This window comes from Candidatus Vicinibacter proximus (assembly GCA_016713905.1).
GTDB lineage: Bacteria > Bacteroidota > Bacteroidia > Chitinophagales > Saprospiraceae > Vicinibacter > Vicinibacter proximus.
On record JADJOE010000003.1, the window covers coordinates 477,466 to 494,183 of the forward strand.

The 16,718-nt window shown below is 37.0% G+C and carries 10 protein-coding genes; 1 reads left to right on the forward strand and 9 read right to left on the reverse strand.

Annotated elements, in window-relative coordinates; genetic code table 11:
* Position 1: 1 nt before the first annotated feature.
* From IPJ83_10425 to IPJ83_10455, 7 genes are all read right to left on the reverse strand, one after another.
* Positions 2–1,813 carry a hypothetical protein gene (locus tag IPJ83_10425; protein ID MBK7880956.1) on the reverse strand — a complete coding sequence of 604 codons (1,812 nt, stop codon included), beginning with the start codon at positions 1,811–1,813 and terminating at the stop codon, positions 2–4.
* Between the two features lie 556 nt (positions 1,814–2,369).
* The gene (locus IPJ83_10430) at positions 2,370–2,846 is read right to left on the reverse strand and encodes a GyrI-like domain-containing protein (GenBank protein MBK7880957.1); all 477 of its coding nucleotides are present in this window, start codon (positions 2,844–2,846) and stop codon (positions 2,370–2,372) included.
* A gap of 296 nt (positions 2,847–3,142) precedes the next feature.
* Complete coding sequence (locus IPJ83_10435) at positions 3,143–4,606, reverse strand: class A beta-lactamase-related serine hydrolase (protein ID MBK7880958.1); 1,464 nt, start codon at positions 4,604–4,606, stop codon at positions 3,143–3,145.
* Positions 4,607–4,896: 290 nt separating this feature from the next.
* Positions 4,897–5,109 (reverse strand): T9SS type A sorting domain-containing protein, encoded by a 213-nt coding sequence (locus tag IPJ83_10440; GenBank protein ID MBK7880959.1) that lies wholly within the window; start codon positions 5,107–5,109, stop codon positions 4,897–4,899.
* Positions 5,110–5,244: 135 nt separating this feature from the next.
* Positions 5,245–6,390 carry a Na+/H+ antiporter NhaA gene (gene nhaA, locus IPJ83_10445; protein MBK7880960.1) on the reverse strand — a complete coding sequence of 382 codons (1,146 nt, stop codon included), beginning with the start codon at positions 6,388–6,390 and terminating at the stop codon, positions 5,245–5,247.
* A complete protein-coding gene (locus IPJ83_10450) occupies positions 6,377–7,549 on the reverse strand; it encodes a cation:proton antiporter (protein ID MBK7880961.1) in 1,173 nt (390 codons plus the stop codon). The genes nhaA and IPJ83_10450 overlap by 14 nt, the downstream gene beginning before the upstream one ends.
* A gap of 3 nt (positions 7,550–7,552) precedes the next feature.
* Positions 7,553–8,932, reverse strand: a complete 1,380-nt coding sequence (locus tag IPJ83_10455; protein MBK7880962.1) for an HAD-IB family phosphatase — start codon at positions 8,930–8,932, stop codon at positions 7,553–7,555.
* A 575-nt stretch (positions 8,933–9,507) separates the two neighbouring features.
* On the opposite strand from IPJ83_10455, the gene IPJ83_10460 reads away from it, so the two are divergent.
* Positions 9,508–11,286, forward strand: coding sequence for a right-handed parallel beta-helix repeat-containing protein (locus IPJ83_10460; GenBank protein MBK7880963.1), 1,779 nt, complete (start codon positions 9,508–9,510; stop codon positions 11,284–11,286).
* A 101-nt stretch (positions 11,287–11,387) separates the two neighbouring features.
* Here IPJ83_10460 and IPJ83_10465 read toward each other — a convergent pair whose 3' ends face one another.
* The gene (locus IPJ83_10465; protein MBK7880964.1) at positions 11,388–12,749 is read right to left on the reverse strand and encodes a peptidoglycan DD-metalloendopeptidase family protein; all 1,362 of its coding nucleotides are present in this window, start codon (positions 12,747–12,749) and stop codon (positions 11,388–11,390) included.
* A gap of 95 nt (positions 12,750–12,844) precedes the next feature.
* Positions 12,845–16,657 carry a T9SS type A sorting domain-containing protein gene (locus tag IPJ83_10470; GenBank protein MBK7880965.1) on the reverse strand — a complete coding sequence of 1,271 codons (3,813 nt, stop codon included), beginning with the start codon at positions 16,655–16,657 and terminating at the stop codon, positions 12,845–12,847.
* Positions 16,658–16,718: the final 61 nt, after the last annotated feature.

A 16,718-nucleotide genomic window follows, 5' to 3' on the forward strand; every position in this document is an offset into this window, starting at 1 on the left:
TTTATTTCTTAGATTTTTTGGATTTCGGAGCGTAGTTGAAGTTGTATTGAAGACCCAGATTACCTGTGTTTTCGGTAAACTTTGCACTGTTATCCGCCTTGGTTGTCAGTAGACTCCAGGAGAATTGAACATGCATTCCTTTGAATACCTGAAACCCTGAATTTAACTGCCCGATCAAATTAGATGATTTAGCACCATTGGCATTTTTGTTTTGGAAATAATTTACATTACTACCCAGGGATAACTTACCAGAAAAGAATTCTTTTTTGAACCCTCCCCCAAAACCTGTTCTGTTTAAACTTATACCTTGAATTTCATTTTGGTTATAATTTACCCGGATGGTAAAAGTCCATTTACTTTCTGTCTTGAACAAATAGGAAACATTTGCCAAAAATAATTTTGAACTGGTGGTTTGGACTGATTTTTCGATGTCGTCACTGACATCCTGCATATTCCCGTTCAGAGACAGAACATGTTGGTGAGGGCCTTTGAACGGCAAGGTGTAACTTACATTAACGCCCAGGTCCTGCGTAACGATTGCAGCATTTAGAGAATCCAATTGCTGATTGAGGACATACGTCACATTAGAAGAATTATTGCTGTAGTTGGTCTGCACATTTAGTTTTTTGTCAGACCAGGAAGATTGAATGTCGTAAATTAATCTCGTGGTGGTAGTGGGTTTGCTGCCATCGAGGTTGTTGGATTGTGTGCCAAATTTTAAAGAAGTATTTAGTTTGTTTTGAAGCAATCCAAAAGTGGTAAATGCCTGGATGTCCATGATGTCGCGGTTAAAAAAATAAGCTCCGAAAGTTTCAAAATCGGAATCTATTCTGTTCAGTGAAATACCGGCATTAAAGGTCCTTCCTTCATATCCCACAGAACCTTCCAAAGCATTGCCATAGTAACTGGTGGTTTTCTTCTTCAATAAAAAATTCGTTATGCTTTTGTCTGCTGCATCGGCATCGAGCGTGTTAGGGGATACTCCGCTGTTGGTAAAATCGAATTTGACTCTAAATTTTTCAAAGAATAATTTTTGAAGTTGTATACCGAGTACCAGGTTTGCTTCCGGACTGACTTGTTTTGAATAACCGGCAGGAATGTCTATGGATTGATCATCATCTTTTGCCGTAAAGAGAATGACATCCACTGAAGCCTTATCATCTCCATAACCAATCTTGGTTCCCCATCCGATCCGCTGATATACAGGTAAATTTGGGGTAGCCAAGGATAAATTAATCGGTTCTGCTTTGGCAATCCTGCCGTACATCGCACCGAACCTGATTTTACCGGGCTCCAACATCATGCCTGCACCAAAAAAATTCAAGTTGCTCATCGTGTATTTTGAAAAATTCATGGAACGGTGACCAAGATGCAACTTTGCCCATTTATAGTAAGGGCTGATCCCTATTCTGGCAAAACCATTTTTTCTATTGTTGATGTTGTTTTTTAAAGATTCCTTCAAATCAGAAATGCTAGGGTAGGACTTACTGGTATTTTTTGCGGTCAACACCATGGTAAAGGGTAGGTCTATCTGGTAGATTTTTACATTGACGTTCGCATTGATGGTATAAAAGAAGGGGTCTTGTCGCAAAGGACCTCCATTGGCATCATAGGATCGCAAATTAAGGGATAGCCCCCCTCCCAACTGGAATGGATCTCCAAAGGAGTAGAAGTCTTTAAAAAAGCCACCCAGAGTCTTTTTTAATCCCCCTTTATCCAACTGCTCAAGGTTCTCCAAGGAGCTTATCTGGCTGCTCAGGCTGCTTAGCCAAAGACTACAATTAACCAGAATACACAATACCCGTTTGATCATTATTCCAAATTTTAAATTCTTGGTTAATTGCTTGACTAAACCACCAACCTTTTCACATAACTTTTCAAAGATAAATTTATAAGCGCTTTTTGGATTGGGATTTATAAAAACTCAATTTGTTCTGAATGACCCAATATTTGATCTGAATTTCAATAATCTGATCTTTTTTTAATTGTATGGCATCGTTTTTCCCTGGTTTCACTCCCAAGGTGAGCTGAGCATAATATTCATGAATATAGGATGACCGATATTAAGTCACGACAAGTGCAACATGGTGAAAGGCTCAAATATTGCTAACTTAGGTATGTAACGCTTCATCATATAATTATCGAATAAGAAATTCAGATGGGCCTTTTTCATTTTAGCGTTAAGAAATGAAAATAGCCTGGATTTTTTTTGATTCTTTTTTGTATCAATACAAAAAAGAACAAGGATAATAAGATGGTATTTAGTACAACTTTAGTGAATGACGGGATCCACCAAACTGGTTTTTCTCCAAATTTTTGATTGCCCTTTTATTTCAAGTTTGCCGACTGTTCTGAGTGATAAAGTTTTCTTATTTTGATTTTATCGGTATCCAAATTTCTTCTTCCGAATTTGGGTCGTTGTTTTTGTATTTGTCGCCCAAAACTTCAAAATGAGGTCTGTCATCTAATTCATAGTCTGAGCCCGGCAACCAGTTGCCAAAAATGTGCTGGAATATGGAATTATCCGTATTCATGCCTTTGTAGTCAAACACGGCATAAAGTCCACCAGGCAAAACATAGGTTTCCATTCCTATTGGCACTTTGTTAAAGTCAGAAACCTCAACAGTGGCCCATTTTTCAAACTCGGAAGTAGGATTAAAATCTGCAAAGTGCTTGGGTTTATACACTTGCATGGAGATCAAATCCTTTGTAAGACCATTGCTGATTTCTCTGCGCCTGGGCATAAACGATTGCCAAAGTTCGGCGGTTCGGTTATGTGCCAAACTCATGACCAGTCGCAGGCCAACTATTTTTTTTTCTTTTAATGTTTCAATTCTTGGATTCATGGGTATGATTTATAACTCAAATTTTACAACATTAAGTGCGTTACTTTTGCAATTTGTGGTTCAAAATATGGGTTTAATATTTATTCTTTCATTTGGACACCGGCTTCTCATAAAATTATAACAGCTACCTCTTTAATTTATTTCCTTGTCTTGCTGATTTACCCAGACCGATGCTTCGTGGACATCTTATAGCCTATATCATCAGTTCCTCCTTCAATTAATCTTTACCCATATACCCCTTTGTAAGTTGTTGCTATAGTCTATATGGTTATAGGTTAGCGGTATTGCATTATTTGTTAAAATTGTTTCAATTTTTTAATCATTTCTTTTGCAATTTCATTTGTAGGATCTAATTGTAAACTTTTTTCATAATTCTTTATCGCTGATATTTTGTCGCCTCTATTCATAAATGCCTCTGCTAAACTATCAAATGCATTAAATGAATTGGGATTAGCAATACAATTCATTGTAAAAATGTTAATAGCTTCATCATATTTGTTTTGCGATAATTGTTCGTAGCCTTTTCTATTTAACAGATATTCTAAAACATCTTTTTTTGAGGGTCTGTTTTGATATTTTAACTTAGCAGCTTCTAGTCCTTTATTCAAAATTATTTCAACTATTTCTTGTGAAAAAATTTGATTGGTTTTATTGTCAGGTTTTGGAATAGTTGGTGTGTAATTTTTCTCAAAAATTATTTTTGCTATTTCAAAGTTAAGTTGGTCTGTACCTTGGAATGTTTTATTTGACATCAAAATCAAAGTTGTCTTTTCATCAATAAATCGCATACAGTCTGCATAAAAAATATTATTTGTGCCATTATGCCAAACACGATAAGTATTTCTATTTGTCTTATAAACATCCCATCCATAGGCATAAATAGAATTACTGTTTTCGTTTGCTCTGATGGAAGGATGATATAACTTTTCCTTTGCTTCATTGGATAGAATATTTTCTGTCATCAGAGATATATGCCATTTAAACATATCTTCTGAATTGGAAAGTATTCCACCATTTCCAAATAAATGTAAGAAAGGTGCTTTTATATTCCACTTTTTTTCTGTTGGTTTCCCCCATATTATATTATTTTTGCCATAACCAACTGCAATTAAATCGGTGTCAAAGTTAGGTCTGCTATAACCCGTTTTCTCCATTCCTGATGGTTTCCATAAGTTCTCGTAAAGGTATTGTTCATAAGTTAGTCCTGAAACTTTTTCAATAATAAGAGCAAGCAAACTATATCCTATATTAGAATACAAAAAATCTGTACCGACTTTAAATTGTAAAGGTGATTTCATTAACGTATCCATAAAATCTTGGTCACTAATTGGTGCATAGTCTTCGCCTATTTCGCCAACTAACCCAGATTGATGTCTTAATAAATCGTGAATTGTGATAGTTGATTTATCGACTGGGATATTTTCAAAGTATTTGGTAATGCTATCAGAAGTGGATAATTTGCCTTGCATTTCTAATTTTAGAATAGCCGATGCCGTAAATTGTTTCGTCAGAGATCCAATGTCAAAAATTGTATTTGGGGTATTTTTTTCTTTGAGTTCCAAATTTCTAAATCCATAACCTTTTGAAATGAGTTTGTTTCCATCAATTTCTACAAGTACTGTTCCGGAAAAACCAGCTTTTTCAAATTCAGTTAGGAACGTCTCAATTTGCTTTGTTAATTTAGATGTATTTTTTTGTTGTGCAAACGATATAGTATAAACAAGCAAAATCATGAATAACGTAACGAATATTTTTATCATTTTTTGTCTGTTAATACTAATTTTAGAACTGTCCTTTTGCATTAGCCAAAATGTCAGACGGTGAAATTACTATATTTTTTATTTATAAATCCTAATAATACTTTGTATAATTTTATATAACTCATTTTTAGTATGAGGTAGTTCCATGTGTTCTTGATACCCGTGAATATCCAAAAACTAAGGATAGCCAACTTATAAAATTTAAATACCTTGAAAACGATTATCCTAAAATGAATTCCTCACAGGTTTCTTATAAGTTTAAAGTTGTATCATGCAATATCACACTCACTTTATTTCTCCACTACAAGTTTTTTAGTTCCAATAAAATTAGCTGCCTGAATTTGCACAACATAAGCTCCCTTGTTAAAATCTTCCGTGTTTACTTCTACCTTTTTTGTTGCACTTGCGCTTGCTGAGTAAATTAATTTTCCATTAATATGCATGATAGTTACTAGAATTTTGTGTTGGTTGCTACCTAAATCGATGATGAGATGGTTGCACATATTTTATTTACTTTCGGAGATTTGTACAGGGAGTCTATGGTAAGTGTACGTACAAATTTCTGGTTTAATAGTAAATTTGGTTTCATTTGATGCTTCGGAATTATTGGCAAAGGAAAAAAGTTCCCAGGACAATATTTAATTGTTCATTTGTACCTCAAGGGTAACTTTTAACCATAAATACCCCAAAGTTCCTGCAGCCAGTGATGCTATAAGAATGGCAATTTTTGATTGCAAGATGAGTGCGGGATTGTCAAAAGCAAGTAGCGTAATGAAGATTGACATTGTAAATCCAATGCCGGCAAGAAGTCCCACCCCGAAAACTTGTTTCCATTTGATATCTGCGGGTAATGCGCACAAACCTATTGAAACAGTCGTAAGGCTAAAGAGAAAAATTCCAATTGGTTTGCCTAAAATTAACCCCGCAAAAATTCCAATACTGTTTGGTTGGGTTAATCCTGTCTCCCACCCGGCCTGAATGGGAATGCAAGTATTGGCCAATGCAAACAAGGGAAGGATAAAAAATGCCACAGGTTTGTGGAGCCAATGTTGCAAAATGTACGAAGGTGATTTTTCACCACCCTCACCAAAAGGTATTGCAAATGCTAATAAAACACCTGTAATCGTCGGATGAATCCCTGATTGTTGCATAAAATACCACATCACGACACCGCCAATAACATAAGGAATTAGGTTGTGAACTTTCAATCTGTTTAAGATGAGTAACAACCCAAATATTCCAAATGCTAAATACAAGTTTGAAAGTACCAATGTACCCGTATAAAAAATGGCAATGATAATGATTGCACCCAAATCATCAATAACCGCTAACGCAGTCAATAGAACTTTAAGGGATGCGGGTACACGATTGCCTAAAAGGGAAAGGATGCCGATTGCAAACGCAATATCTGTAGCCATTGGAATGCCCCCTCCTGATTGTGTTGGTGTTCCGTAGTTGAATAATAAAAAAAGTCCTCCAGGAATGACCATGCCGCCCAAAGCTGCAAAGAAAGGAAGTGAAGCATTTCTGAGGCTTGAAAGCTCTCCGATGTAAATTTCTCGTTCAAGCTCCAGGCCAATGAGCAAGAAGAAGATGGTCATAAGTCCGTCATTTATCCAATGTGTTGAACTGTGTCCGGCAAATTGAATATGCCAGAATTGAATATAAATGTCTTTGAGGAAATAATTGGCAAGTAAAAGTGAAAGGGCAGTGCAAGCTATTAGCAAAATTCCACCTGCCTTTTCGCTCTCAAAAAATTCGGTAAATAGCTTAGTTAATTTCATTTTTCTTTGCTGTCATGAGTCCAAACATCATCACCAAGACAGATAGAATGATGGTTTGTATGATCAATGATTTATTAACAAGTGAAATGCTTTGGTCAGGCTGGATAGCCAGGAACAGCAATATAGTAATGAGTCCTCTGGGTGCCACATAGAGAAGTGGAGAGGCGGGAATTTTTGAAAACATAAAGGCTATCCATCTCACTAAGACAATAAGTAGTATTATAGCAGCTGCCCAAGGGATTGTAACTGGATTTAGTATTTCGTTTGCTTCCATAAGGAAACCGAATAAGAGAAAAAAAAGTGCCCGGATAAGGAAAGTGGCCTCTGATGTTATTTCTTTGAATTTCTTTACTTCCATATCCAATTTTTCCGGTCGCAATTTCTCTATCCATTTGAATTGTTTCAACTCATCCAGGTTGCCCAGAAATAATCCGAAAACAAGGATAAAGATTAAGCCTGGTAAATGATAGACCTTTGAAATGGCATAAATGAGAATAACCATTAAAATAATGGGGGTGTAAGTGATGTGATGTTTTATGCGACTTAATAAAAATGAAAGTCCCAAAACAGCAAAGAATGATATTGCAATGATAAGCAGGAATTGTAATGCAAAGTTTTGGAAGGATTGCGCATTGATTATATAGTTAAGTGCAATGAAATTAAAAAACAACACGCCAAAGATATCAGACAAACTACTTTCATAAATAATAAATTCTTTGTTGAAAGCAGATAAGTTTCTGACACTTGGGATGGCGATCGCACTGCTTATAACGCAAATTGGAATTGCATTAACTAAAGCTATTTTAAGGGAAATATGCTCAAAGTTTTGGAATAAAAGCGCAACAATGAATGCTAAAGCAAGCATTGGAAGTAATGCATTGAGTGATGATTTTTTAATTAATGACAGTTTGGATTTATTAAGCTCAAGCTCTAATGAACCCTCCAAAACAATTAAGATTAGGCCAATGGTTCCAAGTATAGGTAATAGTGGATTTAAGTCAGGGATATGTATGTGGAACAAATCCACCGTTTGTTTTACAATCCAACCTAACAGCAAAAGAAGTATGACTGAAGGAATTTTTGTCAGAGCCGAACTGATGTCGAAAATATAAGCCAGCAATAGCAAAATACATATGGTGATGATGATGGTCGTGGTCATTTGTTATTTTGCCAGGTTTAAGAGTTCTGTAAAATTTGGTTCGTGAATTACAATGTCGGCATGATGATTTACCAATTCGTCCTTTGAGCAGAATGCTATACCAAGACCAGCCTCTTTTATCATACAAAGGTCATTCATACTGTCGCCGATCGATATACAATTTTCTTTGGGGATATTGTATTTTTCCAATATGCATAATAGGGCATTGGTTTTGCAAAGAGAATGCTTGCAAATACTTTTTTGACTGCTGAAAAGAAATGATGGAATTTTTACTTCACCGGTACAAATGCTTTTTGAAAATTCAAGTTCATTGGAAAGTGAAAAATCCATTCCTAATTTTATTTTGATATGGTTTGTGATACAGTCGTAACTGTCCGATATAATTCCGACAATATAGCCTCGTTTCTTTAATTCGATAATAATTTCTTTTGTACCTTCAATAATCTTAATGCTGTCCGCTATTTCTATGAGTTCGTTGATTGTTTTACCTTTAAGTAAAGTGGCTATTCGTTTGGTAAGGATGATGGCGTCTGTTTCTGAAGAACGAATGTTCATCAATTCTTTTTTGAAGCCGAATTTGTCAGCACAAACATCTATAAATCTACCTTTCAATAGAGTGTTGTCCATGTCGAACACTACTAATTTGTCAAGTGTGCTTAATTGATTTTCTAAGGCAAATTCCATTTGCGAGCGAATTTCATTCAACACGCCAAGTTCTTCAAAATTGTAATGGGGGTTTTTGGAAGATGCGGCTTTCAGTATGATGGTTTGAGCTACTTCTTTACTCATTTTGCCAAGAGCTTGCCAGGGTTTGCTCTTGTTTTCGAGATATCCGATTTCTATTTCTTTCATCTTTACATTCATCAGGTACATATCGATCAGAATGCCAATGTCCACCCCGTAATCATCCCGAAAGTCTAATTGCTGAAAAAGTGATTTTTTTCCTGCTATCATTCCGCTTAATGGTTGACTGAATCTGAGTAAGTCCGGAAAAAAAATACTGAGGAGCGGTTTCGCCACCAGTTCAGTTACCCTTCCTGCATTCCGATTGAATGCCGATTTTACAAAATCTACTTCTCCCTGTAAAATAGGGTCGGTTAATAATTTTATAGTATAGTGAGGATATGGGTCAATGTCACCATCTAAAAAGGCAACAATTTGATTGTTGGCACATAATACTCCATCTTTCATCGAGGCTCCTTTGCCTAATTTTGTGCTGGTGATAACTTTTGCTCCGTTATCTAATGCAATGGAAACCGTTTTGTCTAAAGACTTGTCGTCCACCACTATAACCTCTGAAACATTTGGTTGTGCTTTTGCAAAGTTCACAACACTGGCAATGTTTTCCTCTTCATTAAGTGTAGGTATTATTACGGTAATCATTTATTTTATTTATTATTATCAAAGTTAACATATGAAATGATCATCACGCCAGAAAAATCCGAATTTCTAAATAAGTTAAACGGAAATGTCAAGCATATATTTTACTCGAACGAAAAGGCATTTTTAATTCTAGATTGAATTAATTCATAATTTGATTCAAATACTAAATGCAACTTTTTAGGATAGAATTAAGGACAAGCATTCTTTTTAAAAAGAAATACTAAATTAGATTTTCTCTTTCCAGTATTTGAAATTTTCGGTTAATATTGATTTCGTCCAAAAGTACAAATTGCTCTCATGTCACCATGTTTTAAAGCTATACAATATCAGTAATGTAACAACAAGTCTATAAGCAGAATGAAATTGTATCATCTTCTTGGATAGAATTACTATAATCGTATTGTTAGAGTTAAAACTATACTCAAAAGTGCACTAAGAAAAGGGTTTGGATATCAAACTCTTTTATAGGTGCTTAATGAATTAACTTAAAAAGTCGTGGTTGGTGATTGTGTTTAGGTCATGAAATATTTTCTCCATTATGAAATAAACGAGAATTCTAACTAAATTTGTCATCTATGAAAGGATCTATTTTGCTCATCGCTTTTTTACTATGCCTAGGTAGCAGGGCGAATTGTACAAATTATTATTTCTCTTCAAGCCGGGGGAACGATAATTGGAGCGGCCGTCTTCAAGAGCCCAACGCTTCCCGAACGGATGGGCCCAAAAACAGTTTACAGGCGCTGAGCAATTTGCTGAACCAAACTGTTGGCGCAGGAGACAGTGTATGGATGGCAAGATCTGATGCCTGGACCACTGCTCAAGGCATCGAGCTTAGATCTGCCAATGGATCTTCTAACCAATACCTTTTTTTAGGAGCTTATGGAAATGGTTCTTTACCATTAATTTATTTAGAAGGGCAAGGTAATGTACTGACCTGCAGAGGTTCTGACACGGATCCATCTTCATTTCTACACATCAGCCAAATTGCACTGAGCACCCGCTTGACTGCTAACCGACCAACGGGGCTATGGGTAGGGGAGTCGTGGTATCCCAATAAACCACACCATATTTTATTAGACGGTTTGCAAATCAGTGACTGCAACAGTGGAATGATACTTTACGATCAAGATATCACCGTTCAAAATTGTTTATTCATCAACAATGGAAATGGCAATGCAGGACACGGAATCTTTTGTTCTGCAAAAAATGTCATCATTCGCAACAATGTCTTAGACAATAACGGCAGTGGAAGCGTCTTCGTACACAGCATGTACATCAGTCAATCTGAAAATGTGTTGATCGAGGGTAATGAAATCAAAAATGCAGACGACGGACTAAAGCTAAGAACCACCAATAATCTCATCGTCCGCAACAACATCATCCACGATACCCGCATTCATACCATTCATCTTGGAGGGGATGAGGGAGGGGGTATGCGCAACGTAATTATTGAAGGAAACATCCTGTACAATGCTCCCCAAGGCTTAAGAATCGCTTCAGAATCGGGAAATCAGAGGCTCCTTACTGAAAATGTGATGGTCCGGAACAACCTCTTTCCGGCCATGGTGCAAATCTCATCCAATGGTCCGGTAAAAGATATTTATTTTTTTAACAATCTCTTCCATTCGACCAACAATCAACCGACACTTTTAATTTGTCAGGCAATACAGCCAATCAATGTGCAGATTCGCAATAATATATTTTACAAAATTACTCCTCAGGCCGGACATTCATTAATTACCTTCCAGGCATCGTCTGGTTTGAGTGGTGTGATGCTCGATCACAACCTTTACCATTTTCCTGTTCAGAGTCAAAATCTGATCACGGTAGGAAATCAAAATTTTAGCAGTTTGTCCACCTTTCGCAACCAATATCCAGCGCATGAGCGCAATGGTCAAAATGGCAATCCAAATTTTGTAAATCCACCATTGGACTTTCATTTAAGTGCAGCGAGTTCATTGGCCATTGATCGCGGGGTAGACTTAACTGGAGTAGTAGAATGGGACCTGGATGGGCGTATAAGACCTCAGGATGGTGATGGCAAGGGTGGTGCAGCTTTTGACATTGGGCCCTATGAGTTTTGTTGCTTTACTTCAATTGTTGAGGAGCAAAAGAGTACTGAATTTATTAGACTTACTCCCAATCCTGTTCGTGACAGATTAATTATTAACCACCGAAGTGTGCATATAAGTAGGATTTCGATTTGCACGGTGGAAGGAAGAGAGATTAAGACTTTTGTTGCTGGACAAGAAACAACGGAACTAGATGTGAATGAACTCTTGCCTGGTTTATATTTCTTGAATGTCATGTCCGTTGATCAGCGGTCGCATTCAATTCCTTTTGTAAAATGGTAACATTATTTTTGCAACTATAGCTTAACAACTTCAGAATCTGAAATGGACAGATATTTTGCAAGAAATTATTTTCGTTTATTTATTTTTATCTGCAAGTCCAATTATTTAATCAATATTTTACCCTTGTCAACAACCTGGTTTTTATTCCATACTTGATATATATACATGTTGCCAGGCAAGTCTAAATTAATTTCTGTAATTTGATCAACAATTTTTAAATTATAGACATTCGCTCCTAATAGATTGTAAATTTTTAATTCAGTTGCAACAACATCTTTTTTGTCTAACAGGAATAAGCCATTTGATGGATTGTGGTAAATCATAATGTTGTTTCCATTGTATTCATCAATTGTTTTTACAGGGGACATAATATTAAATGATTTTGAGCATTCAGTGCCATTGTAGCTTGCTTTAAAAGTATATTTGCCGGGAATCGTGGGCAGTTTTTTGGAGGTTCCATTAGCCCTGGTTTTGCTTGCTGTTGATGAAGTATAGCTCCAACTTGCAAAGGTGGATCCATCAGGATTCACAATACTCATGTCAGCAATTTTCCCAGCTATTTCATCTCTGATAAAAATGTAAAATTTTGCAAATCCCGGAGGAAGGCCATTTCCCTGAAACGGAATTTGATAATTGTCACTTTCATTGAGTGTTTCGGTCATTGGACAAGGCGGTAATACGATATCAGTAGTGTTTACAGATACTTTGACAATGGAAGTTTCTGTATAGGGTTTTTGCGCTTCCCACCATGAATTACTGTTCAAGGAATTGCAAGTTCCTGAGAAAGGGTCGATTCTGGTTGCGATGGTGCTGCCTGCCCAAACTTCAAAATGTAAATGAGGTCCCGATGAACTTCCGGAACTTCCTACTACACCTAGAAATTCACCAGCTGACACAGTTTGGCCGATAGCTTTTTTGGTCAATGAATTTTTTTTCAAATGCCAATAATTTGCCTGTGACCCATCTGAGTGACGAACAATTATATAATTGGCTGTTAAGTTATTCCCCGCACAATTTTTATCAAATTCGCCATCATGTTTATCGAGTATGATTCCAGGAGCAGCAGCGACTACTTCGACTAAATCATGATCCATTTTATAGAAATTAAAAGGCCAAATTGAAATGTCAGTTCCACGATGGCCATCATAGGTATTAGTCCCACAATTAAAATCCTGAAAGGATCCGGTAGCAGTGTTTTGATCAACGTATGCAGAAACACGATAAAAACTACAATCCCTTAGACTGTCTGTCGCCTTCAAGGGCCACTTCAATAATACAACATTGTGCAAACTGTTTTTGATCATGCCACTTTGTTGAAGCATTTCCAAATTTTCTTTACACCGTTTTTCAATCAATGAATATTGGTCTGAAGTTATGCAGGGGTGATCCCCTTGATTCTGCATTTCGGTATCAGTTTTATCCTTTCCTAAATTAATTTCCGGACGGATTTGGCCTACAGACACATTTAGATGGAGCAAAAATGTGGAGCACCAAAATATATATTTACTTATTCGCATTTGCTATTTTTTAATGTGAAAGGTAACTAATTATTTAATCTTTATTGCTTAATCACTTTAATTGTTTGGGCCTGATTGCTCAAAGTGAATTTAACAAAATACATCCCATTATTATATTGACTTAAATCAAAAGTGAATACATTGAGTCCCTTATTGTAATCCACTAAAGTTGATTGAATTGCATTGCCGCTTAGGTCAAATATTTGAAAGTTTGCTGTAGAGGCTTCTATTCCATTAAACGCAAGTTGGAATGTACTATTCGTAGGATTTGGAAAAATGTTCAATTCGGATGCTGATTGCGTTCTGTTGGTCAGGTTATTGCATGGATCGGATAGACTAATTTTTTTAGGCGAACCAACACCACAGGCATTCACGCCACTCACTGTAATGTCGCCGGCACTATTTCCTATTAATACCTGGATCGTATTGGTACCTGCTCCATTTGTAATTACACTGCCGGAGGGTACCGTCCATTCATAAGAAGTTGCTCCGGGAATTTTTGCGATGTAATAATTTTGTAAGGTCCCTGCACAAGGATTTACCGCCCCGTAAATTTTATATGCCGCAGGAGGAGTGCCAATTACATTGATAGTTCGCATTGGACTTGAGCCACAATTATTGTTGGCAACAACACTGATGGATCCGGAAGCGAAAGTTGGAAAGGCAATGTTAACCATGGTATCATTCGGACTTGGAAAACTTGTAATGACTGCACCAACGATATTGGTTGACCATGTATAAGTATTGGCACCCACCACTTTATTTGTTTTGTATACAGAAGTTGTGTTGCAATTTGAATAAGCTGATCCTGAAATGGATGTTGGAATAGCAGGGGTGGAGTTTATAAGCAGTTTCCTGATTGGGCTTACACCACATTCATTATACTTTACGACACCCAGGGTTCCATTTTTGAAAATCGGACTGAATTGCAAGCTTATTTGATTCGTGGCCTGTCCTTGAATGATGGTGGCGCCTGAAGGAGGCACCCAATAATAGGAAGCATTGTCATCCAATGGAATTGAATATTGCTTGATTGAATTTGCACACACTCCATTATGCTCACCCATTATAGGTTCGGGGAATGAGGGTATTTTTTTAACATTTACCTCAATGGTATTAGATATTCCGGTGCATCCATTTTCATTTGTAATCGTTAATTTGTATACACCAGAAGTGGTGACCGCAATATTTTGTGTGATGGAATCATTGCTCCATAAATAAGTTGTTCCAATATTAGCACTCAATATTAATGTACCCCCTTCACAAAATGTAGTCTCAGAATTTGGAGTGATTGTGGCAAGGGGTTGTTCATGCACATTTACCGATGTTATGTTTGAAATTCCGGTGCAGCCATTTTCATCGGTTATCGTAACTTGATAATCACCTGCTGTTCCCACTTCTATTTCCCGGGTTGTTGCACCATTATTCCATAAATAGGAAGCTGCATTATTTGACTTTAAAGTCACACTTCCTCCCTGGCAGAAAGTTAATGGACCATTTGATGAAACAGTAGAAACAATTTGATCTACAACATGCACTGAGGTAATTGTTGAAGCTGAGGTACAACCATTCCCATCCGTTATTGTAACTGTATAATTTCCGGTCGATGCAACCAGGATATCACGGGTAACCTCTCCATTGCTCCAAAGATAGCTGGTAGCCTCATTTGCACTTAAGGTAACTGCTCCTCCATGACAAAAAGATAATGGCCCATTGGCTGTTATCGTAGCAATAACGGGTGCGGGTTGTTGTACGTTTATTGATAGGGTTGAAGAACATCCAGATGCATCCGTGACTGAAACCTGATACTCATTTGGCGTTAATCCTGTAGCAGTTGCATTTGTTTGCACAGGGATGGTATTCCAGGTGTAACTGAATGTATTTGGCAGTTCATAACTTACCACAATATTATCCACCGAGGCAGGGGATGGACCTCCATAATCGTAATCATTTCGCCAGCTAAATACCAACCGTTTAAATGACCCGGCGATGCTGTCAATACCAATAATTGAGTCCGTTCGATAGACCAATTGGGAATGATAGCTTCCAAGATGTGGGGGAGATAATATACGGAATAATGGCTGTACAACTTGGTCGACCGGTATAAGATAAACCCGCATGTAATCCACCCCTCCGGGTACATTGCTAAATTGACCCTCTCCTTTCCAATCGAATTTTATTTTTATGTTAGATGCGCCTGGAGGAAAATAAAAGTCTTTGTAAAAATGTACAATGGATGTTGTGTAAGTGTTGTAGGTATTATTAATATTATCTTTTGAAATATAAATGGATTTAGTTCCACCGTTTGAAGTGGCTGATCCTATTACCCAATGATTTACTTCTGAACCATTTGCAATGGTCCAATCCGAAGGAGACTCAAAATCTTCTTTGATTTCAATTTTGGATTTTGCCAATACAGTAGCCATTCCATCTTGTTCGCTAAAACATGAAGGATTCGTGACGATGCTTGACAATTCCAGAGATGGAATAGATTGGTAATTAAAATTAAACATCACACTGTCATTATTTACATATCCATCTTGCATTTGGTTGGGATTGGAATTATAGACCAGGAGGCTATGTGCGCCTCCGGAAATATCAATTTCCGGAAGGGTCACTTGTGTGGATGCATTGGGAGCTAAAGTGCCATTCCATTCATAATGGTTGATACTGTTATTGTCTAATTTATAATGAATGCTTAAAGAAGTTAATACATTGGATCCGAAATTTTTAATATTGACTTTGGGAGTTAGTTGGTATGGAGCCGTGCATTCAGAGGTATAGGTGGTTTGCAGCGGATATGAAATCGATTGAACGCTCGCATCATTCGGTGTTGCCGGTGTGCATCCATTTGAAAAGACATAAGGATGATAGGCGATGGCCAATAAAACTGCCCGAACCCTGTCTTTCTGACCCTGGGTAAATCTCATGTTTCCAGTATTGAAATTTCCGGAATAGGCAAAACTGTAACTCATTATATTGTATCTCGAATTGTCCCATATTCCATCTGAAGTGCAGGGGTTAAAAGAGCCATAATCACCTTGCTTATGAGGTGGTGTGTCACATACCCGATCACCATTATCTGCGCAGGATGTGTCTGTTGGACAATAGTGTATTCCACCTTGTGTTACATTGGTTCCGTCCCCGTTAAAAGTGTGGTACAAATTAAACATGTGTCCCACTTCATGTGCTAAAGTTACTTTTGAGGCAGACATTTGAGAGGATAGAATTGAAATTCCATTGTAAACTGAGCCTGTTTGTCCGGTCGCATATCCGCTGATGTTTCCTCCGCAAATTTTACTGACCACCCAGATGTTTAAATAGGATTCAAAAGGCCATCTGCTTAAATCTTTAACCGCTTTTTCATCTGCACAGGTATTGTAATAGAAATTGTTTATGCCTCCGCTGGAGAAATTTGGAATGACTGTGCCGTTGACCCTGTTTATGCCGGTGCTGGGATTTCCATTTGGATCTCTCACCGCCAAACAAAAATTTATTTGCATGTCTACCCCGGTTCCATTCACATTTCTGAATTCATTGTTCAATGTTTGAATGGCGCCTTTAATTTGTGCATCTGAGATATTGGTGCCAGTACCAATTGCTTCACCTAAATGAATAACATGAACTACCACAGGTACATCATATACGGGTGGTTGTGATCTGTAATTTGTTTTAAGCAATTTTGTATTGGTTTTTATTTTGGATTCTAAATCATCGATGTACTTGCGGTATTCTTCATCATTTGCCATTCTGGATTTGTGCATTTCATCGAATCCACAATGATCTTGCCCGTTAACCGTAAATGCCAACAAACCCAATAAACTAAAATAAATAAACGCAACCAATCTTTTCATGATAATATATTTTAATAATAAATAATTAGATTTATTTGAAGGCACAAGAATCTAGGCAATT